This window comes from Streptomyces griseosporeus (genome assembly GCF_014656055.1).
GTDB classification, from domain to species: Bacteria; Actinomycetota; Actinomycetes; order Streptomycetales; family Streptomycetaceae; genus Streptomyces; species Streptomyces griseosporeus.
The window spans coordinates 197799-223544 of sequence record NZ_BNBR01000004.1; the positions used below are offsets into that span (position 1 = coordinate 197799).

Annotated in this window: 23 protein-coding genes and 1 tRNA gene; 9 read left to right on the forward strand and 15 right to left on the reverse strand. The window is 72.9% G+C overall.

What is annotated here, in order from left to right; translation table 11 throughout:
* Positions 1 to 87: 87 nt before the first annotated feature.
* From IE308_RS19930 to IE308_RS19945, 4 genes are read right to left on the reverse strand one after another with little or no spacing between them, the layout of a single operon-like run.
* Positions 88 to 1446, reverse strand: a complete 1359-nt coding sequence (locus tag IE308_RS19930) for an AAA domain-containing protein (RefSeq protein ID WP_190218979.1) — start codon at positions 1444 to 1446, stop codon at positions 88 to 90.
* On the reverse strand, positions 1443 to 3056 hold the full coding sequence (locus IE308_RS19935; protein ID WP_190218980.1) for a hypothetical protein: 1614 nt from the start codon (positions 3054 to 3056) through the stop codon (positions 1443 to 1445). Before IE308_RS19935 ends, IE308_RS19930 begins: the two co-directional genes overlap by 4 nt.
* Positions 3047 to 4210: a hypothetical protein gene (locus tag IE308_RS19940; RefSeq protein ID WP_190219374.1), complete on the reverse strand. Its 1164-nt coding sequence runs from the start codon at positions 4208 to 4210 to the stop codon at positions 3047 to 3049. The genes IE308_RS19935 and IE308_RS19940 overlap by 10 nt, the downstream gene beginning before the upstream one ends.
* Positions 4152 to 5117, reverse strand: coding sequence for a phosphatase PAP2 family protein (locus tag IE308_RS19945; protein WP_190218981.1), 966 nt, complete (start codon positions 5115 to 5117; stop codon positions 4152 to 4154). The genes IE308_RS19940 and IE308_RS19945 overlap by 59 nt, the downstream gene beginning before the upstream one ends.
* Positions 5118 to 5360: 243 nt before the next feature.
* Here IE308_RS19945 and IE308_RS19950 point away from each other — a divergent pair, with 243 nt between their 5' ends.
* A complete protein-coding gene (locus IE308_RS19950) occupies positions 5361 to 5957 on the forward strand; it encodes a histidine phosphatase family protein (RefSeq protein WP_110628389.1) in 597 nt (198 codons plus the stop codon).
* Between the two features lie 362 nt (positions 5958 to 6319).
* Here the strand turns inward: IE308_RS19950 and IE308_RS19955 are convergent, their stop codons facing one another.
* On the reverse strand, positions 6320 to 7777 hold the full coding sequence (locus IE308_RS19955) for an NsdA family TPR-like regulatory protein (protein WP_190218982.1): 1458 nt from the start codon (positions 7775 to 7777) through the stop codon (positions 6320 to 6322).
* 278 nt (positions 7778 to 8055) lie between these two features.
* Here IE308_RS19955 and IE308_RS19960 point away from each other — a divergent pair, with 278 nt between their 5' ends.
* Complete coding sequence (locus IE308_RS19960) at positions 8056 to 8493, forward strand: hypothetical protein (protein ID WP_190218983.1); 438 nt, start codon at positions 8056 to 8058, stop codon at positions 8491 to 8493.
* 49 nt (positions 8494 to 8542) lie between these two features.
* Complete coding sequence (locus tag IE308_RS19965; protein ID WP_190218984.1) at positions 8543 to 9412, forward strand: spermidine synthase; 870 nt, start codon at positions 8543 to 8545, stop codon at positions 9410 to 9412.
* Between the two features lie 15 nt (positions 9413 to 9427).
* Here IE308_RS19965 and IE308_RS19970 read toward each other — a convergent pair whose 3' ends face one another.
* Positions 9428 to 9967 carry a hypothetical protein gene (locus tag IE308_RS19970; RefSeq protein WP_110628386.1) on the reverse strand — a complete coding sequence of 180 codons (540 nt, stop codon included), beginning with the start codon at positions 9965 to 9967 and terminating at the stop codon, positions 9428 to 9430.
* A gap of 120 nt (positions 9968 to 10087) precedes the next feature.
* On the opposite strand from IE308_RS19970, the gene IE308_RS19975 reads away from it, so the two are divergent.
* From IE308_RS19975 to IE308_RS19985, 3 genes are all read left to right on the forward strand, one after another.
* Positions 10088 to 10795, forward strand: a complete 708-nt coding sequence (locus IE308_RS19975; protein ID WP_190218985.1) for a response regulator transcription factor — start codon at positions 10088 to 10090, stop codon at positions 10793 to 10795.
* Positions 10792 to 12195: a sensor histidine kinase gene (locus tag IE308_RS19980; protein WP_190218986.1), complete on the forward strand. Its 1404-nt coding sequence runs from the start codon at positions 10792 to 10794 to the stop codon at positions 12193 to 12195. Before IE308_RS19975 ends, IE308_RS19980 begins: the two co-directional genes overlap by 4 nt.
* Before the next feature lie 129 nt (positions 12196 to 12324).
* Positions 12325 to 13785: a glycoside hydrolase family 18 protein gene (locus tag IE308_RS19985; protein ID WP_190218987.1), complete on the forward strand. Its 1461-nt coding sequence runs from the start codon at positions 12325 to 12327 to the stop codon at positions 13783 to 13785.
* A gap of 186 nt (positions 13786 to 13971) precedes the next feature.
* Here the strand turns inward: IE308_RS19985 and IE308_RS19990 are convergent, their stop codons facing one another.
* The 4 genes from IE308_RS19990 to IE308_RS20005 form a co-directional block, all read right to left on the reverse strand.
* On the reverse strand, positions 13972 to 15420 hold the full coding sequence (locus IE308_RS19990; protein WP_110628382.1) for a GH1 family beta-glucosidase: 1449 nt from the start codon (positions 15418 to 15420) through the stop codon (positions 13972 to 13974).
* 146 nt (positions 15421 to 15566) lie between these two features.
* Positions 15567 to 16466 (reverse strand): carbohydrate ABC transporter permease, encoded by a 900-nt coding sequence (locus IE308_RS19995; protein WP_110628381.1) that lies wholly within the window; start codon positions 16464 to 16466, stop codon positions 15567 to 15569.
* Positions 16466 to 17491 (reverse strand): carbohydrate ABC transporter permease, encoded by a 1026-nt coding sequence (locus tag IE308_RS20000; RefSeq protein WP_110628380.1) that lies wholly within the window; start codon positions 17489 to 17491, stop codon positions 16466 to 16468. Before IE308_RS20000 ends, IE308_RS19995 begins: the two co-directional genes overlap by 1 nt.
* Positions 17488 to 18819: an ABC transporter substrate-binding protein gene (locus IE308_RS20005; protein ID WP_110628379.1), complete on the reverse strand. Its 1332-nt coding sequence runs from the start codon at positions 18817 to 18819 to the stop codon at positions 17488 to 17490. Before IE308_RS20005 ends, IE308_RS20000 begins: the two co-directional genes overlap by 4 nt.
* A gap of 422 nt (positions 18820 to 19241) precedes the next feature.
* On the opposite strand from IE308_RS20005, the gene IE308_RS20010 reads away from it, so the two are divergent.
* The 3 genes from IE308_RS20010 to IE308_RS20020 all read left to right on the forward strand — a co-directional run bounded on the left by IE308_RS20010 (position 19242) and on the right by IE308_RS20020 (position 21474).
* A complete protein-coding gene (locus IE308_RS20010; protein WP_110628378.1) occupies positions 19242 to 20297 on the forward strand; it encodes a LacI family DNA-binding transcriptional regulator in 1056 nt (351 codons plus the stop codon).
* Between the two features lie 13 nt (positions 20298 to 20310).
* Entirely contained in the window at positions 20311 to 20766 is a 456-nt protein-coding gene (locus tag IE308_RS20015; protein ID WP_190218988.1) for a DUF5959 family protein, read from the forward strand.
* Between the two features lie 93 nt (positions 20767 to 20859).
* A complete protein-coding gene (locus tag IE308_RS20020) occupies positions 20860 to 21474 on the forward strand; it encodes a hypothetical protein (RefSeq protein WP_190218989.1) in 615 nt (204 codons plus the stop codon).
* Between the two features lie 142 nt (positions 21475 to 21616).
* Here the strand turns inward: IE308_RS20020 and IE308_RS20025 are convergent, their stop codons facing one another.
* The 5 genes from IE308_RS20025 to IE308_RS20045 form a co-directional block, all read right to left on the reverse strand.
* The gene (locus tag IE308_RS20025) at positions 21617 to 22357 is read right to left on the reverse strand and encodes a class I SAM-dependent methyltransferase (protein ID WP_190218990.1); all 741 of its coding nucleotides are present in this window, start codon (positions 22355 to 22357) and stop codon (positions 21617 to 21619) included.
* A gap of 118 nt (positions 22358 to 22475) precedes the next feature.
* Positions 22476 to 23081: a PASTA domain-containing protein gene (locus IE308_RS20030; protein ID WP_229908964.1), complete on the reverse strand. Its 606-nt coding sequence runs from the start codon at positions 23079 to 23081 to the stop codon at positions 22476 to 22478.
* Positions 23082 to 23238: 157 nt separating this feature from the next.
* Positions 23239 to 23311 (reverse strand) — tRNA-His (locus tag IE308_RS20035).
* 110 nt (positions 23312 to 23421) lie between these two features.
* A complete protein-coding gene (gene orn, locus IE308_RS20040) occupies positions 23422 to 24030 on the reverse strand; it encodes an oligoribonuclease (protein ID WP_110628367.1) in 609 nt (202 codons plus the stop codon).
* A gap of 204 nt (positions 24031 to 24234) precedes the next feature.
* Complete coding sequence (locus IE308_RS20045) at positions 24235 to 25461, reverse strand: helix-turn-helix domain-containing protein (protein WP_110628366.1); 1227 nt, start codon at positions 25459 to 25461, stop codon at positions 24235 to 24237.
* Positions 25462 to 25746: the final 285 nt, after the last annotated feature.

Below are 25746 nucleotides of genomic sequence, written 5' to 3' on the forward strand. Positions count from 1 at the left end.
TCGGACGGCGCCGGAAGACTCAAGGCCGCGAGGCGGCGCGATGTTCCCGAAGACGCGCCGGCACCGCGTGATGCGCCTCCCAGCCGCTCACGGTCGCCAGGCCACCCGGTGTTCCGTCAGGTGCGCCAGTACCGCGTGGTTCGCCTCCCAACCATCAGGGAACTTCACCACCGTGCCCAGCTGGACCGGTTCCGTCGACGGGTAGTCGTCCAGGAGGTCGTCCACGCCCGCGCGGCAGACCACGATGCAGGCGTGCCGGTGGCGGGAGGCCAGGACGCACAGGCGGCCCGTCTCCAGGTGGAACGCGGTGGCGTCGGGGCGGCCGGAGAGCGGGTGCAGGACCACCGTGACGTCGTACTCACGGCCCTGGAGCCGGTTGGCCGTGTCGACCGTCACGTCCGTCACCCCCAGCTCGGCCAGGGCCGCCCGCACCGCCGCCGCCTGGTCGCGGTGGGCCGTGCCGACGGCGATCCGGTCGGCGGTGAGCGGGGCCGGGTCGGGCGAGCGCTCCGAGGTGGCGGCGCCGCCCCGGTCCAGCAGCCGCCGTACGACCGCCGCCACCGCCCGCACCGCCTCCGGGTCCGTGCGCGGGGTGTGCCGCCGGGGCAGCTCCAGCAGCCCCCAGCCGGAGACGGCCGCCTCGTCGATCACCCGGTCGGGTCCCGAGCCGTCGGACGGCACCGCGAACGTCAGCCGGCGGTCGCCGTGCCCGGTGCCGCTGCGGAACGGCGTGTACGGGTAGAAGGCGTCCGAGACCAGCGGGGCCGCCGACGCCGGCAGCCGCCACGACACCGGCAGGCGGTGCTGCGGCAGCTCCGGGTTGTGCGCGAGCAGCGTCGTCACCGCCGAGGCCGACGGGTCGTACGACAGCCCCGCCCACTGCTCGCTGCCGACGATCGCGAACGGGTCCAGCTGCCCCGGGTCGCCCACGAACAGCGCCCGCTCGAACAGCCCGGCCACGGCGAGCAGGCTGTCCGACCGCATCTGGTACGCCTCGTCGACGATCGCGTGCCGCCACGGCTCGTCGACCTTCACATGCGCCCACTTCGCGGCCGTCGACAGCACCACCGGCAGCCCGGTCAGCTCGCCCGCCTTCGCCGACGTCCGCACCTGCGGCAGCTCGTCCAGCGCCTTGTCGTACGGGTCGGCGTCGCTGCTGTGCAGCCGGCCCACCGGCAGGTCCGGGTTCTTCTCGGCCAGCCGCAGCACCAGATCGTCCACCTGCGCGTTCGTCTGCGCGACGACCATCAGCGGGCGCCCGGCCTCCGCCAGCTCCAGCGCGGCCCGCACCACCAGCGTGGACTTGCCGGCACCGGGCGGGGAGTCCACCACCACACCGCGGTGCGGCCCCTCCACGGTGTCCCGCAGGATCGCGTCGGTGGCCCGCGCCGCCGCCGCGCCCGGATCGAAGGCGGCCTCGGCGGCGGTGGCCTGGGGCGCGCTCACAGCACATCCTCCTCGGTCAGCGGATCGGCGGCCTCGGTCACCGGCTCCCCGGGCGGCCCGCCGTGCGTCCACGGGGTGTCCTCCGGGTCGGGCAGTTTCGCGCCGCCGCGCTGCTCGTGCTCGAACAGCGTGAAGCACACCCGGTCGCCCTTCACGGGCACGGACCCCTCCTCCGGCTCCTTGCCGCGGCCCATCTTGTCGACGATCCGCAGCACCACGACCGCGCCGTCCGCGTCCCTTTCACCGTCCTCGTCGGCGTACCCGACGAACTCCGCCGCCTGCGGTCTGCCGCCCAGCGAGCGGTACACCTTCGCCCGCTCGGCCAGGTGCGGGCGGTCGTCCGTGCGGACCGTCACCAGCGGGCGCGGGCTGGGCCGCTTGCCCTCGCTGTACGCCATCGTCACGTCCGTCACCTCGCCGGCGAACGCCTCCCCGGCCAGCCGCCGCCCCGCCATCACCAGCGGATCGTCCAGCGCCTCCTGCGCCTCCAGCCGGGCCTGCTCCCGCTCCCGCGCGGCCAGCTTGTTGGCGGCGGTCACCGCGTCGTCGCGGCGCGGCTGCGGCGGCTCACCGGCCAGCACCCGGTCCCGGTGCCCGGTGAACGACCAGCGGTCCCGCGTCCACCGCTCCTCGACCCGCGACCCCTCCGGCAACTCCCGCAGCAGGTCCAGGCCCCGCCACACCCGGTCCCAGGTCGGCAGCGTGACCCGCGCGACCAGCCCGCGGATCTCCTCCTCCGCCCGGGTGAGCGCACCGAGCCGGCTGTCGGCCTCCAGCCCGTCCTCCGCCGCGGCCAGCGCGGTACGCGCGCGGTCGTACCGCTCGATGGCCGGGGCGAGCAGCTTGTTGTCGAACGCCGGGTCGGTGGCCGGCCCCGCCGGCGGGCACAGCAACTGCCCGTCCCCGTCCCGGGCCAGCTCCGCCTCCCGCGCCGCCGCCGCGCCCGAGCTGCCCTCCGGCGGGTCGATCCACGCCAGCAGCGCGCCCAGGTGCTGGTCCTCCAGGCCGGACTGGCCGGTCGCCCAGTGCCGGGACAGCAGCTCGGTCGCCGCCAGCAGCAGCGCGGAGCCCGGCACCCGGGCCCGCTCCCCGTAGTGCGTCAGCCACCGGCCGAGCAGCGGCACGCGCGGGGGCGCCGGGTACGGCGTGTCCGGCTCCTGCTCCGCCGTACGCCGGAACCGCATCGAACGGCCCAGCAGCCGGACGAACTCGATGCCCGCGCGGCTCGGCACGATCAGCTGCGGCGCGTCCGCGCACAGCTCGACCTCGACCTTGACGCGCTTGCCCGTCTCCGGGTCGGTCTCGGTGCGCTCGGCGGCCTCGACCGCTTCGGCGTACCCCTCGATGTACGGCAGGACGATGTCGGCGAGGTCGGCCAGGAACGCGAACCGCAGATCGCGGTCGCGCGGCTGCGGTACGACGAGCAGCCGCGGCGCGTCCCGGTCGGTCCCGACCAGCGCGCCGAGGGGGGCGCCGGCCTCACCGGCGGTGGTCAGCGGCACCAGCACCAGCGGCCGCTGCGACAGATGCCGGTGGCGGACGGTCGCGGCGGGCTGGGCGCGCCCGGTGGCGACGGCCTCCAGCCGGGCGAGGGAGGTGATCAGGGACACGCGGCCCCCCGCAGCTCTCCGGAGCGGCTCTCCGCAGCCTCCGCGAGGGCCTCGGCGCGCAGCGCCGCCGCCCGGCGCAGCGCGGCCACCGCCGGGTCGTCCGGGTCGCCGCTCTCCCCGCGGGCCGCGGCCAGCACGTCCTCCACGGTCGTCAGGCCGCCCAGTTCGGCGCGGACAGCGCGGCCCAGCGAGGTCACCGCGCCCGCGGTGCGGGACCGGTCACGGCAGTGGAAGGCCAGCTCGCAGGCGGCCAGGCACTCGGGCGCGTACGTCGCCGGGACCGCCTCGACCGCCGCCGTGAGCTGCTCGGCGGGCAGCTCGGGCGAGAAGCAGGTGCCCTCCGGCAGTCCGGCGGCGATCTCCTCGATGCGGGTGAGCCGGGCCAGCTGCCGGGCGGTGACCGCGCGCTGCTTGCGGATGTCCACCGCGGACGCGGCCGGCAGGTTGGAGAAGTCCTTCGGGCACACCAGCAGCACCCGGTGCCGCACCTCGGGCGCGGGGTCCAGCCGGGCGGCGACCTCCTCCAGCGCCAGCACGTACACCGCCGCCTGGCGGGCCGCCGCGCCGACCTTGGCGGGGTCCGCCGAGCCGTCCAGCATCGGGAACGACTTGATCTCCACGACCGTCCAGGAGCCGTCCGGATGCACCACGACCGCGTCCGGCTCCAGGAAGGCCGGCGACCCGGCCACGTCCAGCGCGAGCATCGGATGGTCGAGCAGCGTCCAGCCGCCCGCCTCCACGGCCTCCCGCAGCGCCAGCGCGGTACGCGCCGTGCGGCCCTCGGGGCCGCTCGCGGTCAGATCGGGGGCGTACGTCCGCTCCGGCGGCTCGGCGCCCGGATCGAGCTTCTCCCGCACCAGCCGCAGCAGCTCCGCGCCGCCGTCCGCCTTCACCCGCACCTCGAACGCGTTGCCCCGGGTGAGGGCGAACTGGGACTGGCCGAACGCCGACGGCGCGCCCAGCGCGCTCGCCAGCGCCGCCTTGTTCACCCCGGCGCCGTCGAGCAGGGCGCGCCTGCTGCACCCGGGGTTGGCGGCGAGCGCCGCGAGGGCGCGTGCGTCCAGTGCCTTGGCCGGTACGTCCGGTCCGCGCAGCTCAGCGAGCCGGTGCCGGAGCGCCTTCGCCCGCTGCGGCGTTGTCCGCGGGGGAGGCACCCGGCTCGGCTCCGGGCTCGTCGAGCCGCGCATCGCGCTGCCGTGGAATTCGCTCACCCGCCGAAGTCTGGCATTCGCCACTGACAATCGGGGCCCGTGCGTCGCGGGAGCCGCCCGGGACGAGCGGGAGACGCGCCGCCAGCCACACCCGCGCCCGGTCGGCCGCCCGCATCACCAGCGGGGCCAGCAGCAGCCCGACGCCCATCACGGCCGCGCCCGCGACCGCGTCCAGGAAGTAGTGGTTGGCGGTGCCCATGACGACGATCGTCGTGAACAGCGGGTAGATCACCGCGGCCACCTTCGTGGCGCGCGTGCCGCCGTAGCGCCACAGGACCACGCCGCACCACAGCGCCCAGCCGACGTGCAGGCTCGGCATGGCCGCGTACTGGTTGGTCATGCCGCCCATCCCGCGCGGCGCGCTGGCCTCGCCGCCCCACCAGCCGTACGAGCTGTAGTGGGCCATGGTGTCCACGAACCCGTGGTCCGCGGACAGCAGCCGGGGCGGGCAGGTGGGCAGCAGCGTGAAGCCGATCAGACCGAGGAACGTCGACGTCATCAGCCAGGTGCGGGCCGCGCGGTAGCGCACCGTCCGGGACCGGAACAGCCAGATCAGCAGCGCGGGCGTGACCAGGTAGTGCAGCGACGCGTACCAGAAGTCCGCCGGGACGCCGAGCCACGGCTCGCGCGTGAACAGCCGGTTGAGCGGGTGCTCCGCGTTCAGGCGCAGCGCCTTCTCGATCCGCAGGATCGCCAGGCCGTGGTCGATGGCGGAGGACACGTCACCGCGGGCGAGGAGCCGGCCGGCCGAGTAGCAGGCGTACACCAGCACGATCAGCGGCAGCTCCGTCCACCAGCGCAGCCGGGTCCGCGGGGCTGTCTCGATGCCCGGTGTCTCGGTGTGCGGCATCCGATTCGCCCTGACCCTTCATTGTCGCTGCGGCACCCGGTGGCGCGGGCGTGCCACTTTACGTCGTTCCTACGCGCCCCCGCCGGGCACCCCCGGCCCTGAGAGACGCTGAGATCGCCCCCCGGGTTGCCCGCCACCAGGGTGCGCGATGATGGAGGGGTCGCGCCGCGGATTTCTCTTTCACCCGATCGGATCTCCCGGGCACCCCCCGCCCCGCCCACATGTTTCACGGAAAGGTCGCTCATGGCACCGCGCATCCTGCTGGCCCGGCACGGACAGACGGAGTGGTCGCTGTCCGGCAAGCACACCGGCAGGACGGACGTGCCCCTCCTGGAGGAGGGCCGCCGGGGCGCGAAGCTGCTCGGCGAGCGGCTGAACCGGGCGCCGTTGGACGGCCTGCCCGGCGTCGAGGTCCGCACCAGCCCGCTGGCACGCGCGCGTGAGACGTGCGAACTGGCCGGGTTCGCCGACCGGGCGACCACCTGGGACACCCTCATGGAGTGGGACTACGGCGCCTACGAGGGGATGACCCCCGCCGAGATCCAGGCCGTCCGCCCCGGCTGGCTGATCTGGCGGGACGGCGTCCCCGAGGGCGAGACCCTCGCCGAGGTCACCGCCCGCGCGGACGAGGTCGTCGCGTGGGCCCGCTCCGCCGACCGCGACGTCCTGGTCTTCGCCCACGGCCACATCCTGCGCTCCATAGCCGCCCGCTGGCTCGGCTACCCCCTCGACTTCGCAGCCCGCATCCGCCTCAACCCGACGTCCCTGTCCACCCTGAGCTGGGCATACGGCGAACCGGCCATCGAGAGCTGGAACGACTTGGGCCACTTGGCGGGCTAGCCACACACCGGCCTGCCCAGCTGCAGGCCGTGTGCCTGCGTAGCTGCGGAGAGTGGTGCCGCTGGGGCGGTGCCCCACCCGGCGGCGGGCCGTGTGCTTGCGTACCCGGCAGCGGGGGGCCGCCTGCCGACTTGGCTGCGGGAGTCGTGCCGCTGGTCCGGCGCCCACCCGGCGGCGGGCCGTGTGCCTGCGCAGCTGCGGGCAGTCGTGCCGCTCGGGCGGTGCCCACCCGGCAGCGGGGGGTCGCCTGCCGACTTAGCTGCGGGCAGTCGTGCCGCAGGGCGGCACGGGTGGGCGCAGCGGCACCCGTCCAGCGCCGGGCCGCGCGACCCACCCCCGGCCCGCACCAGCGCCGGGCAACCTCACGCGCTCCGGGGCAGCCCCCCGTGCCGTTCCAAGAAGTCGGCCACCCCAGCGACCCGCCGGTGCGGCAACAGCACGCGCGCCGTCCCCGCCAGCATCGCCTGCACCCGCGACGACTGCACCTCCCTCAGCAGATCCAGCACCCGCATCCCCGCCGAGGCGGCCTCGTCCGGCCGCCCCCCGCGCGCGAGGTCGTCCGCCAGTTCGGCCGTGTACAGCGCGGTGTTCCGCGTGAAGTGCGGGTCCTGCAGCCGCGCCGCCCGCCGCGCGTGCCGCGCCGCCCGCGGCCAGTCGCCCAGCGTCGACCAGCACTGCGCCTCCAGCCCCTCCAGCTCGGCCTCGCCGTAGAAGCTCATCCACTCGGGGTCGGCGTCGGACGGCCCCCGCGCGTACAGCGCCTGCGCCCGCACGAGTGCCTGCTCGCACGCGACCCGGTCGGCGAGCCCGGCCCACCCGCCCGCCTCGCGCAGCGCCAGCAGCGACATCAGCCGGGCCGACCCCAGCGGCCGCGCGACCCGCTGCGCGGCCTGCGCCGCGCGCAGCGCCTCCCGCGGGCGCCCGGCGTCCCGGGCGAGGAACGCGGCGTTGCAGAAGGCGTGCGCCTCCAGCGCGTCGTCCCCGGTCATCCGCGCGGTCGCGAGCGCCTCGGCGTAGTGCGACCGCGCGTCGTCGAAGCGGCCGGAGTCATGGGCCAGCCAGCCCACGGAGATGGCCAGTTCACCGGCGCCCGAGTGGAGCCGGTCGGCGGTCGCCTGCCGGGTCGCGCCGGCGTCCAGAAGCGCGTACGCGGCGCGCAGCGGAGCCGCCGCGCGCCGGTACAGGCCGTCCGCGCCGTGCCGGTCGTCGAGCAGCCGGATCCTGCGGACGGCCTCCTGCAGCGCGCTCGCCTCGGAGGCGCCGGGGCGGCCGAAGGGACGTTCCGCCGCCGCGGCGTCGAAAGCGAGCCCCAGGGGGCCCAGCGAGGCGGCGGCCACGGTGGCGCCCCCGCCGGTCATGAATGCGCGACGCAGCACGTCGCTCTCCTCGTGGTTGTCGTGCGGGTCGTACGGGTCCTGCGGGTCGTACGGGGACTGCGGATCGTGCGGGTCATCCGGGTCGTGCCCCTCCGGCGTTTCATACGGCTCTGGCCCCCCGCCCGTCTCAGCGGCCCGCGGCCTGCGCCCGCGGACGGACGAGCGCGGCGCGAACCCCAGGTCCGTCAGCGTGCGGCCGGGGAACATATGCAGGAACACCCGTTCGTAGGCGTAGTTGGGACAGCGGATCTCACCCGCCTCGACCCGGCCGATGTACCGCGCGTCGCAGCTGACCCGCTCGCCGATCTCCCGGGCGGCCCGGCGTACCAGCGCGGCGAACTCGGCCGGGGAGCGCCGGCCGCGCAGCTGCCGGAAGGCGAGGTTGGGCTGCGGTGGCCGGTCGGGCCGGGACGCCTGGGATGCGTGGACCGTTGACGACGCCATGGCCGGGTCCTCTCGTGCGAACCGTCGAACCATGCCGGGGAGCGGGGTGAGTTGACCGGTTTGCCGTCCTGATCACCCTGTTCCCGGCGGGCAAGAACGTACCTGCTGTGACGGAGTCGCCACGCGGTGTTTGGCTACAAACCGGATATCTCATCCGTGATCTGCCATGAACTGCCATCCTTTGCGGCGGACTTCCGCCGTAGCCGTTGACGCGGTGATGCGTTGGACTCTGTGGTCCGCAGAAGGTGTTGCAGAGGTGTTCCGTGGTGGAGGCCGACATGGAGACGAGCCAGAGCATCGATCCCTGTACGCCGCCGTCGACGGCGGGCCACCCGCCGAGACCCGAGTACGGCGCACTGCCCGTGGTGCCGGCCCTCTGGGACCTCGTCACGGTGCCGGCCCGGCAGGGCCTGGAGGCGGTCGACATCCTGCGCCGCGGCGCCGGCGACGCGGTCGGCCCGGTCCTGCACGACGACGGCTGCGACACCCTCGGCTTCCTCGTCCCGCCGGGCACGGCGGCCGGCTGGGACGTACCGGGCAGCACCTGCACGGAGACCGACGGGCGCGGCCTCACCCTGCCGCCGCTGCCGCCGGTGGAGGGCTCCGACTGGCTGCTGCCGCCGGGCGAGGCGGACCTGGCGACCGATCCGGCAGTGCTGCGGGCCGCGCTGGGTGAGGCGGCGCGGATGATCGAGGCGGCGGACAGCTGCCGCTGAGCGGAACCCTGCGCGGGCGGGACGGCCCGCAGCTCCGCATAATGACCGAATGGGCAGGTCGAGGAATCCCCGGCGGCGGCAGGGCACCGCGCAGGCCGTCGTCGAGAGCGTCGACGGCGGGCTCGCCGAGCTGGTGCCGGACCGGGACCGGCCCCGCGCCTGGACCCTGCTGGTCGACGGCGCGCCCCAGTCGCACGTCGACCTGGACGACCCGGCGTTCCTGTCCTTCGAGTACCAGCGCCGCCTCGGCCACGTCATCGACCTCACCGCCCCGCCCGGCCGGCCGATCCACGCCGTGCACCTCGGCGGCGGCGCCTTCACCCTCGCCCGCTACACCGCAGCCACCCGTCCCCGCTCCACCCAGCAGGTCGTCGAACGCGACGCGCAGCTCGTCCAACTGGTCCGCCGCGAGCTGCCGCTGGACCCGAACGCGCGCGTGCGGGTGCGCTCGGCCGACGCCCGCGAAGGGCTCGCCAAAATACCGGACGGCTGGGCCGACCTGATCATCGCCGATGTCTTCAGCGGCGCCCGCACCCCCGCCCACCTCACCTCGACCGAGTTCCTCGACGAGGTCCGCCGGGCCCTGAAGCCGGGCGGCCTGTACGCCGCCAACCTCGCCGACGGTCCGCCGCTCGCCCATCTGCGCGGCCAGATCGCCACCGCCGCCGCCCGGTTCGCCGAGTCCGCGCTGGTCGCCGATCCGACGGTGCTGCGCGGCAAGCGGTTCGGCAACGCCGTCCTCGTCGCCTGCGACCACCCGCTGCCGCTCGCCGAGCTGACCCGCCGCGCCGCCTCCGACCCGCACCCGGGCCGGGTGCTGCACGGCAAGGACCTCGTCGACTTCACGGGCGGGGCCGCACCGGTCACCGACGCGGTCGCCGTGGCCTCACCGGAGCCCCCGGCGTCGGTCTTCCGCTGACCGCGACCGCAGGCGTCAGTAGGTCCCGATCTCCACCCGCGGCGGCCCGTCGTGCCACGTGCAGAACACCGACACCCGGTCCGCGCCCGAGGCGAACTCCACCCGGATCCACGACTGCGTCTTCCACACCTGCATCGACCAGCCCGAGCCGGGCGTGGCGGAGACCAGGGAGGCGTCGGTGGCGCCGATGTCGAAGACGACCCGGCCGCCGTCGGTGTCGTAGCCCTTGATCCGGCCGGAGGCGGTGGGGGAGGGGCTCGGCGAGGGGGTCGCCGGCGGCGACGCGGAGGGCCGGGCGGTCGTACGGCTCGGCGTCGGTGCCGGGCTCGTCGCGGACGGGCGCGGGGACGGTGAGCGGGACGGGGCGGGCCGTGCCGTCGACGAGGCGAGCGGCTTCGAGCCCTGCGCGGTCGCGTCGGCCGCCGTGATGGGCAGGGCGCGCGGCGGGTCGTACGCCGTGCCCGCCATCACCGTGTGCACGCCCCACCACGACAGCGTGACCGCCGCGCCCGTGGCGAGCGACCAAGCCAGTACGTGGACGACTCCTCTGTGCATCGCGGGCCATACTGCCTCACGCGCCCCACGGGTGTCGTCCGGGCCGGGGCAATTTCCACAAGCGGGGAGTTGTCCACAGGGCCCGGATGCGGGTCGTCCGTATGGCGTACGGTGCGGCGCATGGCAAGTGTTCTCGTGGTCGAGGACGACCAGTTCGTACGCTCGGCGCTCATCCGGCATCTGACCGACGCGGCCCACACGGTGCGCAGTGTCGGGACGGCGCTGGAGGCGCTGCGCGAGGTCGCCCATTTCCGCTTCGACGTGGTGATCCTGGACCTCGGACTGCCCGACCTGGACGGCTCCGAGGCCCTGAAGATGCTGCGCGGCATCACCGACGTCCCGGTGATCATCGCCACCGCCCGGGACGACGAGGCGGAGATCGTGCGGCTGCTCAACGCCGGTGCGGACGACTACCTGACCAAGCCGTTCTCGGTGGAGCACCTGTCGGCGCGCATGGCGGCCGTGCTGCGCCGGGCGCGGTCCTCCGCCGGGGAGGCACCCCCGACCAGCGTGCTGCGCGTCGGCGGTCTCACCGTCGACCCGCTGCGCCGCCAGGCCGAACTGGACGGCACGCGACTGGACCTGACCCGGCGTGAGTTCGACCTGCTCGCCTTCCTGGCCGGGCGGCCCGGCGTCGTCGTACCGCGCCGCGAGCTGCTCGCGGAGGTGTGGCAGCAGTCCTACGGCGACGACCAGACCATCGACGTGCACCTGTCGTGGCTGCGCCGCAAGCTGGGCGAGACGGCCGCGCGGCCCCGCTATCTGCACACCCTGCGCGGGGTGGGCGTGAAGCTGGAGCCGCCGGCGGAGGGGGAGCCGGCGCGATGAGATGGGCACTGGTCCGGGTCTGCCTGGCGGTCACCACGATGGTCGTGGTCGCCTTCGCCGTCCCCCTCGGCCTCGTCGTCAAGGAGATGGCCCGCGACCGCGCGTTCTCCAACGCCGAACGGGAGGCCGCCGCCCTGGTCCCCGCGCTGTCCATCACCACCGACCAGGAGCAGTTGGAGCGGGTCGTCGCCTCCGCGGAGTCCGACGCCGGAATGGCCGTCCACATCCCCGAGGTCGACGGCCGGCCCGCCGTCGACCTCGGGCGGCAGCGCGCCGCCGACGCCGACATCGCCACCGTGCGCAGACTCGGCCGCGCCTCCACCGCCGAGGTCCCCGGCGGCTCGACGCTGCTCCAGCCGGTCGCGCTCAGCACCGGCGCGATGGCCGTGGTCGAGGTGTATGTCCCGGAGGCCGAGGTCAGCAACGGCGTCGGCACGGCCTGGGCGGTGCTCGCCGCGGTCGGCGCCGCCCTCGTCGTCGGCTCGGTCGCGGTCGCCGACCGGCTGGGCGTACGGATGGTGCAGCCGGCCCAGCGGCTCGTCGAGGGCGCGCACGAACTGGGCGAGGGCAAGCTGGGCGCCCGCGTGCCCGAGGAGGGCCCGACCGAACTGAGACTGGCGGCCGTCGCGTTCAACTCGATGGCCGACCAGGTCGTGCAACTCCTCGCCAACGAGCGGGAGCTGGCCGCCGACCTGTCCCACCGGCTGCGCACCCCGCTGACGGTGCTGCGGCTCAACGCGGCCTCCCTCGGCGACTCCCCGGCCGCCGAGCAGACCAGAGCCGCCGTCGAGCAGCTGGAGCGGGAGGTCGACACCATCATCCGCACCGCCCGCGAGGCCAAGCCGCAGACCGCCGCGGCCGGGCCCGGCGCCGGGTGCGACGCGGCCGAAGTGGTCCGCCAGCGCATGGAGTTCTGGTCGGCGCTCGCCGAGGACGAGGGCCGCAAGTGGCGGGTGGCCGGCGTGGACCGCCCGGTGCGGATACCCGTGGCCCGCGCCGACCTGGCCGCCGCGCTCGACGCGCTGCTCGGCAACGTCTTCCGGCACACCCCCGAGGGCACCGCCTTCGCCGTGGACGTGCACAGCGGCGAGGACGCGGTGATCGTGCTGGTCTCGGACGCGGGCCCGGGCATCGCCGACCCGGAGGCTGCCATGGCGCGCGGCCGGGGCTCCGGCAGCGACGGGTCGACCGGGCTGGGCCTGGACATCGCGCGCCGGCTGGCGGAGTCCACCGGCGGGGATGTCCGGATCGGCTCTTCGGTGCTGGGCGGCACGGAGGTGCGGCTCTGGCTCCAGCGCGACGGGCGGCGCCCGGCGGGCAAGGGCCACCGCACCGCCGTACGACGCCGCCGGCCGGGGCGATTGGTCTCTACCTTTAACCGGTCCCGATCGCATCCTTAAGCGCACCCTAAGATCCCCGACCGCCGCCCCGATCAAGCCGATTGTCCGATTCCGGATCGCTAGCGTGCTGCCGCGTCCCAGGCACCGGGACCCCGCGAACCCCCGTGAACAGCGAAGGCAGGCACGCGCATGAGCACGCACCGGCGGAAGATCAGTGGCAGGAACAAGGCGATCGGAGGCCTGGTCGCCGCGGCGGTCGTCGGCGGCGGCGCGCTCGTGCTGACCGGCACCGCGCAAGCGGCCGGCATCGGCGCCGCGTACACCAAGACCAGCAGCTGGTCGACCGGCTACACCGCGCAGTACGTCGTCACCAACAACAGCGCCCAGGCGGACAAGGACTGGACCCTGGAGTTCGACCTGCCGGCCGGCAGCAAGCTCGGCTCGCTGTGGAACGGCGAGCCGGGCACCAGTGGGCAGCACGTCACCGTCAAGCCGCCGAAGTGGGACACCGACGGCCTCGCCCCCGGCGAGTCCGTCACCGTGGGCTTCGTGGTCAACGGCACCGGCGACCCGACGGGCTGCCGTATCGACGGCGCCTCCTGTTCCGCCGACGGCGGCGCCACCCCCGAGCCGTCCGGCCGGCCGACCCAGTCGCCGACCCCCACGGCCACGCCCAAGCCCACCCCCACGCCGACGCAGACCGCGACCCCCACCCCGACGCCCACGCCCACGCAGAGCACCGGCACGGGCACCACCGCCTCCGCCGGCTTCGCGCCGTACGTCGACACCTCCCTCTACCCGGCGTTCGACCTGCTCGCCGCGGCCGACGCGACCGGCGTGAAGAACTACAACCTCGCCTTCGTCACCGACGGCGGCGGCTGCACCCCCAAGTGGGGCGGCGTGACCGACCTCGCGAGCGACGGCGTCGCCGCGCAGATCGGCGCCCTGCGCGCCAAGGGCGGTGACGTCCGGGTCTCCTTCGGCGGCGCCTCCGGCACCGAACTCGCCACGTCCTGCTCCTCGGCGGACGCCCTGGCGGCGGCCTACGGCAAGGCCGTGGACGCCTACAAGCTGACCAAGGTCGACTTCGACGTCGAGGGCGGCGCGCTGCCGAACACCGCGGCCAACACCCGCCGCGCCCAGGCCATCGCCAAGCTCCAGCAGCAGCACCCCGGCCTGGACGTCTCCTTCACCCTCCCGGTGATGCCGGAGGGCCTCACCCAGGACGGCGTGAACCTCCTCGCGAACGCCAAGCAGAACGGCGTGAAGATCGCCACCGTCAACATCATGGCGATGGACTACGGCCCCGCCTACAGCGGCGACATGGGCACCTACGCCGAACAGGCCGCCACCGCCACCCAGGCCCAGGTCAAGAGCGTCCTCGGGCTCGGCGACAGCGCGGCCTGGAAGACGGTCGCGGTCACCCCGATGATCGGCGTCAACGACGTCGCCTCGGAGGTCTTCAAGGTCGACGACGCCACCCAGCTGGTGAACTTCGCCAAGTCCAAGGGCCTCGGCTGGCTGTCCATGTGGTCCGCCACCCGCGACAAGGCCTGCCCCGGCGGCCCCAAGCCCTCCGCCGACGCCACCTGCAGCTCGGTCGACCAGTCCGCCAACGCCTTCTCCAAGGCCTTCGCAGCCATCGGCTGACCCGCGGCCCCCGGCATCGGCTGACACCGCGGCCCCCGGCATCGGCTGACACCGCGGTCCCCGCAGTCCCCCCCGGGAAAGAAAGCGCCCGGCGCGGCACGCCCCCACAGCATGCCGCGCCGGGCCGTTTCCGTCAGGGGCTCGGCGCCCCTGCGAGCCGGGCCTCACCCCGGACCCGGCCGGGCCTCACAGCCCCGGAACCTCCGGCAGGCTGCCCGTGCGGGCCGCCTCGCCGTACCACTTGGCACTCGACTTGGGTGTCCGCGCCAGCGTCGCGTAATCCACGTAGACGGCACCGAATCGCTTGCCGTAGCCGTAGGCCCATTCGAAGTTGTCCATCAGGGACCACAGGAAGTAGCCGCGCACGTCCGCGCCGTCGGTGATCGCCCGCCGCACCGCGGACAGGTGTCCGTGCAGGTAGGCGATGCGCTCCGGGTCGTGGACCTGGCCGTCGGACTCGGGCTTGTCGTCGTAGGCCGCGCCGTTCTCCGTGATGTACAGCGGCAGGCCGGGCGCCTCGCGCGTGTACCGCATGATCAGCTCGTGCAGACCGGTCGGGTCGATGGTCCAGCCCATCTCCGTGCGCTCGCCCGGCGTCTGGTGGAAGGCCACGTCCTCGGCGGCCGGCCACGGCGAGTGCTCGCTGGACCCGTGCCCGTCGGCGCGCGGGCCCTTGGCGTCCGGGTCCGCCGCGGACACCAGCGTCGGCGTGTAGTAGTTGAGGCCGAGCGCGTCCAGCGGCTGGTGGATCGCGCGCAGGTCGCCGTCGAGGACGTACGACCAGTCGGTCAGCGAGGCCGTCGCCGAGAGCAGCGTCTCCGGGTAGGCGCCGTGCAGCATCGGGCCGTGGAAGACGCCGTTGGCCAGGTCGTCGATGCGGCGCACGGCCGCCAGGTCCTGCGGGGTCGGCGAGAGCGGCCGCACCACCGAGGAGTTGAGGCTGACCGCCACCTGGTTGCGGGACGGCATCACCGAGCGCAGCGCCTGCGTGCCGAGACCGTGCGCCAGGTTCAGGTGGTGCGCGGCGCGCAGGGAGGCCGCCGGGTCGGTGCGGCCCGGGGCGTGCACACCGGAGGCGTAGCCGAGGAAGGCGCTGCACCACGGCTCGTTGAGGGTGATCCACTGCTCCACCCGGTCGCCCAGGGCCTCGCCGACGATCTGCGCGTACTCGGCGAACCGCAGCGCCGTCTCGCGCTCCGGCCAGCCGCCCGCGTCCTCCAGCTCCTGCGGCAGGTCCCAGTGGTAGAGGGTGACGGCCGGCTTGATGCCGTGCTCCAGCAGCTCGTCCACCAGGCGGCGGTAGAAGTCCAGGCCCACCTGGACCGCCGGGCCCCGCCCGGTCGGCTGCACGCGCGGCCAGGAGACGGAGAAGCGGTAGGCGGTCAGGCCCAGCTCCGCCATCAGCGCCACGTCCTCGCGGTAGCGGTGGTAGTGGTCGACAGCGATGTCACCGGTCTCGCCGCCGGCCGTCTTGCCCGGCGTATGGCTGAAGGTGTCCCAGATCGACGGGGTCCGGCCGCCCTCCCGTACCGCGCCCTCGATCTGGTAGGCCGACGTCGCGGCGCCCCAGAGGAAAGCGGGAGGGAAGGTCACGGGGCTCGTCGCGGGCGTCACCGAGTTCGAGGGCACAGGCATGGAAGCGCTCCCATAGGGGGTCGTGGAGACCGACGGATAGACAGAAGGGGGGAAGGGGCGGGGGCCGGGGCGGCGGTGACCCGGCCCCCCGAAGGCGGCGGCACGGCAGCCGGGGAGGCGTACTGCCGGGCGGCCGGACGCGGGGGTCAGCCCTTGACCGCGCCCTGCATGATGCCGCCCACGATCTGCTTGCCGAACAGCAGGAAGGCGATCAGCAGGGGAAGCGTGCCGAGCAGCGCGCCCGCCATGATCACGGAGTCGTCGGGGATGTACCCGGTGCCGAGCTGGTTCAGGGCCACCTGGACCGTCGGGTTCTCCCCGTTCAGGGCGATGATCGGCCACAGGAAGTCGTTCCAGGCCATCACGAACGTCAGCAGCCCGAGCACCGCCATCGCCGGCCGCGCCGCCGGGAAGACCACGTGCCACACGATGCGCAGACTGCTCGCACCGTCCACCCGCGCCGCCTCGATCAGCTCGGTCGGCAGCGCCTGCACCAGGTACTGCCGCATGAAGAACGTACCGAAGGCGCTGACCAGGGTCGGCAGGATCACCGTCTGCAGCTGGTTGGCCCAGCCCAGGTCGCTCATCCACAGATACAGCGGTACGACGGCCAGCTGCGGCGGGATCATCATCGTGCCGATGGTCACCAGCAGCAGCGCGCTGGAGAACCGGAACCGCAGCTTGGCGAAGGCGAACCCGGCGAGCGTGGAGAACAGCACCGTACCGACGGTGATGCAGGCCGCCACGAAGATCGTGTTGAACATGGCGGTCCCCATGCCCGCCTGGTCCCACGCCGTCTGAAGGTTCTTGAACAGGTTGCCGCCGAACCACAGCGGAGGCGGGGTCTGCGCGAGGCGCTCGTTGGTGCGCGAGGCCGCGATCGCCGTCCACACCAGCGGGGCCAGCGACACCAGCGCGAACAGCACCAGCACGACGTAGGTGACCGGACCGGCGTGCAGCTGCTTGCCGGCACCCATCACCCGCACCCGGCGCCGGGGCGGGGCGCCCGAGGTCTTCTGCGGAAGCGTGAGTTCACTGGTGGCCATCAGGACTTCCTCAGCCGTCGGGAGATCAGCATGTTGATCGCGGCGATGATCAGCAGGATCAGGAACATCGACCAGGCGATCGCGGACGCCTTGCCGAGGTTGCCGACGATCCATCCCTGGTCGTACATGTACAGACCGAGCGTCTGGTACTGGTGCTCGGAGCCGCCCTTGGTGCCGCTGACGCCGCCGAACAGCAGCGGCTCACCGAACAGCTGCGTCGCGCCGATGGTGGAGACCACGACGGTGAACAGGATCGTCGGCCGCAGCATCGGGATCGTCACGTGCCGGAACTGCTGCCAGCGCGTGGCGCCGTCCAGCGCCGCCGACTCGTACAGATCGGCCGGGATGGCCTGCATGGCCGCCAGGTAGATCAGCGCGTTGTAGCCGGTCCACCGCCAGATCACGATCGAGGACACCGCCAGCTGCGAACCCCAGTCGGACTCGCGCCAGTTGACCGGGTCCATGCCGACCGCGTCGAGCACCCAGTTGACCATGCCGTTGTCCGGCGCGAACAGCAGGGTGAAGACCAGCGTCGCCGCCGCCACCGAGGTGGCGTACGGGGTCAGCATCACCACGCGCCACACGGTCGAGCCGCGCAGCCGGTAGTTCAGCATGTGCGCCAGCCAGATCGCGGCCATCAGCTGCGGAACGGTGGAGAGCACACCGATGGAGAAGGTGTTCTTCAGCGCGTTCCAGAAGAAGTCCGACGACAGCAGGTTCTGGTAGTTGTCCAGGCCCGCCCAGGTCTGCTGGTCCAGCGAGGACAGCTGCACGTGGTGCAGCGAGTACCAGGCGGTGTAGAGCAGCGGCACCAGCGAGAAGGCGCCGAAGACGACGAAGAAGGGGGCGATGAACGCGTACGGCGACGCCTTCATGTCCCAGCGGTACATCCGGCTGCGCCACGAGCTGCCGCCCGGGGCCTGCCGACCGCGACCGTGAGCGCGGCGGGCCGCGCCCGGCTGGTCGCCGGGCGCGGTACCGGCACTCGACGCGGGATGCGCGAGAGCCTGCTTGGAGCCGGTCACTGGCCGAGCACGTCCTTGATCTCGTTCGAGGCGGCGTCCCAGCCCTGCTCGGGGGACTTGCCCTTCTGCTCGACCTGGAGGATGCCGACGTCCGTCAGCGCGGTGTTGATCGGCTGGTCCTTGGTGCCGAAGATCTGCGACGGGATCGTCTTGGCCGAGTCCGAGTAGATCTGGGTCAGCGGGGCGTTCGAGAAGTACGCCAGGGTGTCGGGCGAAGGCGTCAGCGAGGAGTACGCCGCCGGGGTCGACGGGAAGCTGGCCTGCTTGGCGAAGACCTTCGCCTGCTGCTCGGGCGCGGTCAGCCACTTCGCCAGCTCGATGGCCTCCTTCTGGTGCTTGCTCGCCTTCGGCACGCCGAGGAAGGAGCCGCCCCAGTTGGCCGCGGTCGGCGCGGCCGCCACGTCCCACTGGCCCTTGCCCGCGGCGCCGGACTTCTCCTGGATGTAGCCGACCATCCACGCCGGGCAGGCGACCGTGGCGAACTTGGCGTTGGCGAAGCCCTGGTCCCACGGCTTGTCGAACTGCTTCAGCTTCGCCGACATGTCGCTGGTGGCGACCGTCATCGCGACGTCCCAGGCCTTCTTCACGCCCGCGGACTTGTCCCAGATGACGTTGCCGTCCTTGTCGTAGTAGCGGTCCTGGGCGCCGCCGAGGGCCGCGTTGTAGACGGAGGAGGCGGAGTCGACGTACTTGGTGCCGCTCGGCGCCTTCTGCATGTACTGCTTGCCGAGCTCGACGTACTTGGCCCAGTCGCCCTTCCACTGGGCGGCGAGCTTGGTGCGGTCCGTCTCCAGGCCGGCCTTCTGGAAGAGGTCCTTGCGGTAGCAGATGGCCATGGGACCGATGTCGGTGCCGAGCCCGATCAGCTTGCCGTCCTTGGTGGTGGCCTGGTCGTTCTTCCAGCCCAGCCACTGCGACTTGTCGACCTGCGAGCCGAGGTCGACGAACTTGTCGCCCTGGGTCTGCACGGCCTCGGTGATGTTGCCGACCTCGATGGCCTGGACGTCGTCGGTGCCGGAGCCGGCCTGGAGGCGGGTGAGGACCTTCGGCCAGTAGACGTCGGTACGGGTGGTGACGTTCTCCTTGATGGTGACGTCGGGGTGGAGTTTCATGTACTCGTCGTACAGTCCGGCCTGCTTGTAACCGAACGTGCCGAAGGTGCCGATGGTCAGTGTGGTCTTGCCACCCGCGTTGCCGCCTGAGCCGTTCCCGGACCCGGACGAGTTGTCGTCGTCGTCGCTGGCGCAGCCGGCCAGCAGTCCCGTCGCCAAGACGGCGACGGCTGCCAGGGCCGTCACCCGGTGGGACCGGCGGGTACTCGTACGCATTGCGTCCTCCTGTTGCCTGACGTGCCGACCCCCCGGCCAACTGCTGTGGTTGGGCCCGTTCGATACTCGCTGCGGCTCGGGCGGGGAACGTGCGGGACGTGTATGTGTCAGGTACTGTGGGAGCGCTCCCACAGGTGATGTGTTGAAGAGTCGTAGGTTCGTGCGGGGGTGTCAAGGGCACGGACGCCGCGAGATGCGTTCAGTTATCGGGACGTTAACTGGACCCAATCATTCCGCACCAGGGTGGTTTGCAGGCCGTAAGCGGGGTGTGAACGGGGGGTGAGTGGGGGCTGGGCGGGTCGGTCGTGAGCGCATCGCCGGAACCCTGAGCGGGCCGCCACCCCGGACCGCGGGCGATGGGGAATCCCGGTGGGGCTGTTACATTCCAGGCCGGAGACAGGGTCGACGGGGAGGCGGAGCGCATGGCACACGGAGCACGGGGTGGCCGCAGCGGTGGCCGGCCCACCCTGGAGGAGGTCGCCGCCCGCGCCGGAGTCGGCCGCGGCACGGTCTCCCGGGTGATCAACGGGTCGCCCCGGGTCAGCGAGGCCACCCGGGCCGCCGTCGAGGCCGCCGTCGCGGAGCTGGGATACGTCCCCAACACCGCCGCCCGCGCGCTCGCCGCCAACCGCACCGACGCGATCGCGCTGGTCGTGCCCGAGCCGGAGACCCGCTTCTTCGCCGAGCCGTACTTCTCCGACATGCTGCGCGGTGTCGGCGCGGAGCTGAACGAGACCGAGATGCAGCTGCTGCTGATTTTCGCGGGCAACGACCGCGAGCGCCGCCGCCTCGCCGAGTACCTCGCGGCACACCGGGTCGACGGCGTCCTGCTGGTCTCCGTCCACGCGGACGACCCGCTGCCCGACCTGCTGTCCCAGCTGGAGATCCCCGCGGTGATCAGCGGCCCGCGCTCCGCCGCCGAGACCCTCCCCTCGGTCGACTCCGACAACTACGCCGGCGCCCGCCAGGCCGTGGAGCACCTTCTCTCCCGGGGCCGGACCCGCATCGCCCACATCACCGGCCGCCTCGACGTGTACGGCGCCCAGCGCCGCGTCGACGGCTACCGCGAGGCCCTGCGGGACGCCGGCCGCGCGGTGGACGAGGCGCTGATCGAGCCGGGCGACTTCACCGAGGAGGGCGGGCGGCGCGCGATGACGGCCCTGCTGGCCCGCTGCCCCGACCTGGACGCGGTCTTCGCCGGCTCCGACGTGACGGCGGCGGGTGCCCGCCAGGTGCTGCGCGAGGAGGGCCGCCGTATCCCCGACGACGTGGCGCTGGTCGGCTACGACGACTCCGCCATCGCCCGCCACATGGAACCGCCCCTCACCAGCGTCCGCCAGCCCATCCAGGAGATGGGCCGCCGCATGATCGACCTCCTCCTGGCCGAGATAGCCGACCGCCGCCCGGCCGCCGCGCGGGGCCTGGACCGACGGCAGATGGTCCTGCCGACGGAGCTGGTGGAGCGGGCGTCGTCGTGAGGAGGGCGCCGGTGTGCTCCCCCTGATCGACCTCACGGACGGCGACAACCACTTCTGCGTAAGGGTGCGCGGTCGCAGCATGCCGGGCGTCCTTGAGCATCACGACCGCCTGGACGCGGAGCTCCTGCTGACGAGCAGCTTCGTCACCGGCCGCCTGCCGATGTGGCTGCGGCCGTCCGACCTGCGCGCATGGTCCGACTGCCTGAACCTGCTGGCGAGGGGCCAGGACGCCGTCTGGCGCGACGACGACCGAAGCCCGGCGATCACCGTCCTCCCGCACTACGAGGAGTACGCCTCACCAGCGGTCCGCGTGGAGGACCCGGGCCGCTCGGACGCCCTGGTGATCCTGCCGCTGGGGCTGGAGGACGGGTGGGTCGAGGGGCAGCGGGGGTTGCTGGAGCGGGTGCTGGAGAGGTGGCCGAGCGAGGTGCGGGAGACGGGGCCGGGGGTTTATGAGTGGGGGCGCTGAGGGCTGGATGATGGTCGGTGGGGCCACTTATCCGTAGCCACGGGAGGGATCATCAACAGGGATCGGTGCGCCTACGCGAGGTCGTGGCAGGACATGGACCCCGCGACCCATCCGTTCGACCCCGAGCAGGCACCCCGAGTAGTGCGTGAAGTCGTGTGCTCCCTTGATCCGGAATCGGGAAGGCCGAGAGCCGCGTGGTCGACCCTGTCGGTCGCCCAGGCGCTTGCCGAGCGCTACGGCGAGTGGGCCGGCAGGTGGACCGGATCCGTCGGGCGTACCGCTGATGCGGGAACCGTCATCGAGGATCTGGAGCCCGGCGGCGGTGGTGACGACCTCGCCTTCGAGGCGCGGCGGTACACCCGCATTCTCCTGCGCTGGCGCGCATGGCTGGAGGAACTCGCCTCCCTCTTCTCGCAATTCGCCTGCGCGCCCGACGCGCCGGAAGCGGAGAGACGGCGTGTGCGGGAACGGGGAGTCGGCTCCGTGGTCGCCCTGGTCGTCGAGCGGACCGGTGCCGGTGAGGTGTGGTGCGGGGAGTGCGCGGCTGCGCTTGCGTGGTTCCTGGAGACAACCGGATTGCCGCCGGACGAGGCTGAGGAACTCGCGGACATGGCGGTGGATGCGGAGTTCGAGAGTTGGATCGTCCCGGGAGTGGACGCGTTGAGCAGAGTCAGCGCGATCATCGAGGAACACACGCCGCGCGGTTGATGTGCACCCGCTTGCGGCGCTGACTCCCTCTTCGGTCCTATGTGCGATTTCTCACCGACCAGCGGGTGGCTGGCTCTGGTCGCCGATCGGCTGGCCGGGGCGCGGCCCGAGTACGAGGCGCGCCCCTGATGTCCGGGTCCTGTCAGGCGCGGCAGCGCAGCATCTGCAGTGGGGGATTGGTGCGGAAGTCCGTCCAGAAGTCGGTGCCGTACTCGCGTACGCCGGCCTCGGACACCTCCACGGGAACCCAGGTCAGGTCGCGGAAGCCGGCCGTGCGCAGGGAGTGTTCGTAGACCTCGCGGCGCGGGCACGTCGTGATGAAGGAGATCGGCGGGTCGAGGAGCGCGGTGAGGCGGATGCGGGGGCCGGTCTCGGCCTCCTCGCCGGTCAGTTCGGGGAGGAAGCCGTACGGGGCCGGGGTCGGGCCGGAGAAGTCGTAGTCCGGGTTCTGTGCGAGGACGAAGAACTCCCCGCCGGCGACCAGACTGCGGTGCACCGCGCGGCACATGCGCTCCATGGTGGCGACGTCCTCGGCGTAGTTGAGGCACTGGACCGCCGTCGCGATGTCGAAACGCCGTTCCAGCGGGCGCAGTTCGGCCACGTCGCCGACCTCGTAGCGGACGCCGAGCGGGTCGGCCTCCTCCAGTTTCCGCGCGGCGGCGACCATCTCCCCGGAGATGTCGATGCCGAGCACGTCGCTCGCGCCGCGCCGCTTGAACTCACGGCTGTAGAAGCCGGTGCCGGACGCCAGGTCGAGGACGGACCTGCCGCGCACGTCCCCGACCAGGGCCAGGAAGCCGGGCACCTCCGCGTAGTGCGCCAGCGGCAGCCCCTTGAACCCCTCGAACGCCTCACCGATCTCGTCGTACTGCTGCACGCTCATCGCGTGTCCTCCCCTGGTCGCCTGGTCGCCTGGTCCCGGTCGCGTCCCTGACGGAGCAGTCTTCCGGCGGGGCGGGGGAGGGCCGTAGTGGCGGAAGCGACGAACATCGGGGCGTCGGTCAGCAGGATTCGCCGAACTTCACCGCGGTGAACGCGACGGGCTGACCGTCGAGTTTCGCGCCGGGTGCCGGATCCTGGGAGCACACCTGCCAGTTCGACTCGACGAGGATCATCCGGTCCTCGCCGGACGCGTCGGTGACGGTGATGCTCGTGCTGCTGTCGAGTGCCTGGCGGGCGACCTTCACGGACTTGCCCTTGAAGTCGGGCATCGTGGTGCCCGCTTCCTGGACGTCGCCCTGGTCGGTGCTGGGGCAGTCCTCCTCCAGCTTGACCGTGGCGAAGTCCACCTCGGTGTCGGTCGGATGCTCGCCGGCCTTCGGGGTCTGGGCGCAGACCTTCCAGTTGCGGTCCAGCACCTGGTGCCTGCCGCGGCCCAGGGCGTCGTGGGAGGCGAGGTGGCGGAACCCGGCGGCCTGGGCCTGGTCCTGCGCGGACTGCAGGCCCTTGCCGGTCATGTCGGGCAGGGTCGCCGTGTCGGCGGTGGAGGGCTTGCCGTCGGTGCCCGCGGCGCCGCCCTTGTCGTCCGGGCCGCACGAGGTGAGAGCGAGCAGTGCGGCGGCGGCGAGAGCCGTGGCAGCGGTGGTGGTGCGGGTGCGGGTGCGCAAAGGAGTCCCCCTCGGGCTGGTGACGAGAGACCAGCGTGCGGCCTGGGGGAGTGGGGCGGGTGCGATGTGAGCGTTTCGTGACATCACCGGACAAGGCCGGATGAGATGAAACGCCGAGAGGCCGACCTGTTTCCAGGTCGGCCTCTCGGTCGTTCAGGGTGAGTGACGGGACTCGAACCCGCGACATCCTGGACCACAACCAGGTGCTCTACCAGCTGAGCTACACCCACCATGACCGGCGCGGGGAATCTTTCGTTTCCCTGACCGGCCGAGAAAAAGTGTACAGGGTCCGAAGGGGTGCTCGCGCACGGGTTTCGCGGCGCCCCTTCCAGGCGTCGTGTCAGCCCTGCTGAGCAGGCAGGACGTGTCTGGCCGCGATCGTCTTCGCGGTGTCGGAGTCGGGGCCGGGCTGGGGTACGAAGATCGCCTCGCGGTAGTAGCGCAGCTCGGCGATCGATTCGCGGATGTCGGCGAGCGCCCGGTGGTTGCCGTTCTTCTCCGGGCTGTTGAAGTAGGCCCTCGGGTACCAGCGGCGGGCCAGCTCCTTGATGGAGGAGACGTCGACGATGCGGTAGTGGAGGTAGCTCTCCAGGGAGGGCATGTCGCGCAGCAGGAAGCCGCGGTCGGTGCCGACGCTGTTGCCGCACAGAGGGGCCTTGCCGGGCTCCTTCACGTGCTCCCGCACGTAGGCCAGGACCTGCTCCTCGGCGTCCTTCAGCGTCGTACCGTTCGGGAGCTCCGCGAGCAGCCCGGACGCGGTGTGCATCTGACGCACCACCTCCGGCATCGTCTCCAGCGCCCGCTCCGGCGGCCGGATGACGATGTCCACACCCTCGCCGAGCACGTTCAGCTCGGAGTCGGTGACTAGGGCGGCCACCTCGATGAGCGCGTCGTCGGACAGCGAGAGGCCGGTCATCTCGCAGTCGATCCACACCATGCGATCGTTCATGCGTTTCACCTTACGGCCCGGGCCCCGTCCCCGGGACAGCCCGTGCACCCCGGGACAGCCCGTGCACCCCGGGACAGTGCACCCCCGGGACAGCCCGTGCACCCCCGGGGCAGCCGTGCACCCCCGGGGCAGCCGTGCACCCCCGGGGCCGGGCCCCGGGGGTGTGGTGGTGCGCTCCGGCGCAGGCGCCGCGCACGCCGTCCGTCAGGCGCCGCTGCGCGGTCCCGGCACGCTGCCCGACAGGGCCGCCGTGCGGCGGGACTGCATCGGGACCGGGCTGCTGTCGGGGTGCAGCAGGGCACCCGGCGGCAGGCCCGGCGCCCCGGCCACGGATGCCGGTGCGGACGGTGCGGCGGCGGTCGACGCGGACGGCGCCTCGCTGCCCTCCGTGCCCCTGTTCGGCGCCTCGCCCTGCGGCCGGCGTGCCCGGTACGCGGCCCGGTAGGCGGCCGGCGACGAGCCGAGCTGCCGGCGGAAGTGGCCGCGCAGGGCCACCGGCGAGCGGAAGCCGCAGCGGCCCGCCACCTCGTCCACCGAATAGTCGGACGTCTCCAGCAGCCGCTGGGCCTGGAGCACCCGCTGGGTGATCAGCCACTGCAGCGGGGCGGACCCCGTCAGCGAGCGGAAGCGGCGGTCGAACGTGCGGCGGCTCATATAGGCGCGTGCCGCCAGCGTCTCCACGTCGAACTGCTCATGGAGGTGTTCCAGCGCCCAGGCGACGACCTCGGCGAGCGGGTCGGCGCCGATCTCCTCCGGTAAAGACCGATCGAGATAGCGCTCCTGGCCTCCCGAGCGGCGCGGCGGTACGACCAGGCGGCGGGCGAGCGCACCGGCCGCCTCGTTGCCGTGGTCCGACCGCACGATGTGGAGACAGAGATCGATTCCGGCCGCCGTGCCCGCCGACGTCAGCACGTCGCCGTCGTCGACGAACAGCTCGCGTGGATCGACGTGCACCGACGGATAGCGCTTGGCCAGCGTCGGCGCGTACATCCAGTGTGTGGTCGCGGGACGGCCGTCCAGCAGGCCCGCCGCCGCCAGCACGAAGGCGCCCGTGCACAGCCCGACGATGCGGGCGCCTTCCTCGTGCGCCCGGCGCAGTGCGTCGAGCGCCTCCTCCGGCGGTGGTGAGGTGATCGAGCGCCAGGCCGGCACGACGACCGTGCCCGCCCGCGAGATCGCCTCCAGGCCGTTCGGCGCGGTGAGTTCCAGGCCCCCTGTGGTCCGCAGCGGGCCTTCCTCGCCGGCGCACACCAACAGGCGGTAGCGCGGCACGCCGGCGTCCTGGCGGTCGATACCGAACACCGACAGCGGAATGGAACTCTCGAAGATGGGGCCGCCGCTGAACAGCAGCACCGCGACGATCTCCTTGCGGCGTCGCCCGGACAGCTTCCGGACAGCGGATTCCGGCGCGGCAGTGGAGTCGTGGCTCATACTGCTAAGCCCCCCTCGGTGGTCGCGGCTCCTCGGTTGTGTCGCTCCTGCACGTTTCCCCTCGGTCCTGCACGAGTCCCCCGCCGTACGACAGTCAAGATCGAATCTACTGCGCCACGCCGTGCCGTGGTGACCGGTTCGCCACCCGGCACATTGTCGACATGGCAACTTGGCGTAAAGCATTCGATCACGAAGCGTTGCACTCGCGGGGCGTGCAGGGAAGTACGCCTTGTCGCAGTGGCCAAACCGCGTAGGGTGTGCAGGCTCTCGGAGGCCCTTTCCTTG

Excerpts from the sequence above, each read along its gene's own strand:
- IE308_RS19945 (WP_190218981.1), bottom strand. The coding sequence starts at position 5,117 with ATGCCGCACACCGAGACACCGGGCATCGAGACAGCCCCGCGGACCCGG.
- IE308_RS19950 (WP_110628389.1), top strand. The coding sequence starts at position 5,361 with ATGGCACCGCGCATCCTGCTGGCCCGGCACGGACAGACGGAGTGGTCG.
- IE308_RS19955 (WP_190218982.1), bottom strand. The coding sequence starts at position 7,777 with ATGGCGTCGTCAACGGTCCACGCATCCCAGGCGTCCCGGCCCGACCGG.
- IE308_RS19960 (WP_190218983.1), top strand. The coding sequence starts at position 8,056 with ATGGAGACGAGCCAGAGCATCGATCCCTGTACGCCGCCGTCGACGGCG.
- IE308_RS19965 (WP_190218984.1), top strand. The coding sequence starts at position 8,543 with ATGGGCAGGTCGAGGAATCCCCGGCGGCGGCAGGGCACCGCGCAGGCC.
- IE308_RS19970 (WP_110628386.1), bottom strand. The coding sequence starts at position 9,967 with ATGCACAGAGGAGTCGTCCACGTACTGGCTTGGTCGCTCGCCACGGGC.
- IE308_RS19975 (WP_190218985.1), top strand. The coding sequence starts at position 10,088 with ATGGCAAGTGTTCTCGTGGTCGAGGACGACCAGTTCGTACGCTCGGCG.
- IE308_RS19980 (WP_190218986.1), top strand. The coding sequence starts at position 10,792 with ATGAGATGGGCACTGGTCCGGGTCTGCCTGGCGGTCACCACGATGGTC.
- IE308_RS19985 (WP_190218987.1), top strand. The coding sequence starts at position 12,325 with ATGAGCACGCACCGGCGGAAGATCAGTGGCAGGAACAAGGCGATCGGA.
- IE308_RS19990 (WP_110628382.1), bottom strand. The coding sequence starts at position 15,420 with ATGCCTGTGCCCTCGAACTCGGTGACGCCCGCGACGAGCCCCGTGACC.
- IE308_RS19995 (WP_110628381.1), bottom strand. The coding sequence starts at position 16,466 with ATGGCCACCAGTGAACTCACGCTTCCGCAGAAGACCTCGGGCGCCCCG.
- IE308_RS20005 (WP_110628379.1), bottom strand. The coding sequence starts at position 18,819 with ATGCGTACGAGTACCCGCCGGTCCCACCGGGTGACGGCCCTGGCAGCC.
- IE308_RS20010 (WP_110628378.1), top strand. The coding sequence starts at position 19,242 with ATGGCACACGGAGCACGGGGTGGCCGCAGCGGTGGCCGGCCCACCCTG.
- IE308_RS20020 (WP_190218989.1), top strand. The coding sequence starts at position 20,860 with ATGGACCCCGCGACCCATCCGTTCGACCCCGAGCAGGCACCCCGAGTA.
- IE308_RS20025 (WP_190218990.1), bottom strand. The coding sequence starts at position 22,357 with ATGAGCGTGCAGCAGTACGACGAGATCGGTGAGGCGTTCGAGGGGTTC.
- orn (WP_110628367.1), bottom strand. The coding sequence starts at position 24,030 with ATGAACGATCGCATGGTGTGGATCGACTGCGAGATGACCGGCCTCTCG.
- IE308_RS20045 (WP_110628366.1), bottom strand. The coding sequence starts at position 25,461 with ATGAGCCACGACTCCACTGCCGCGCCGGAATCCGCTGTCCGGAAGCTG.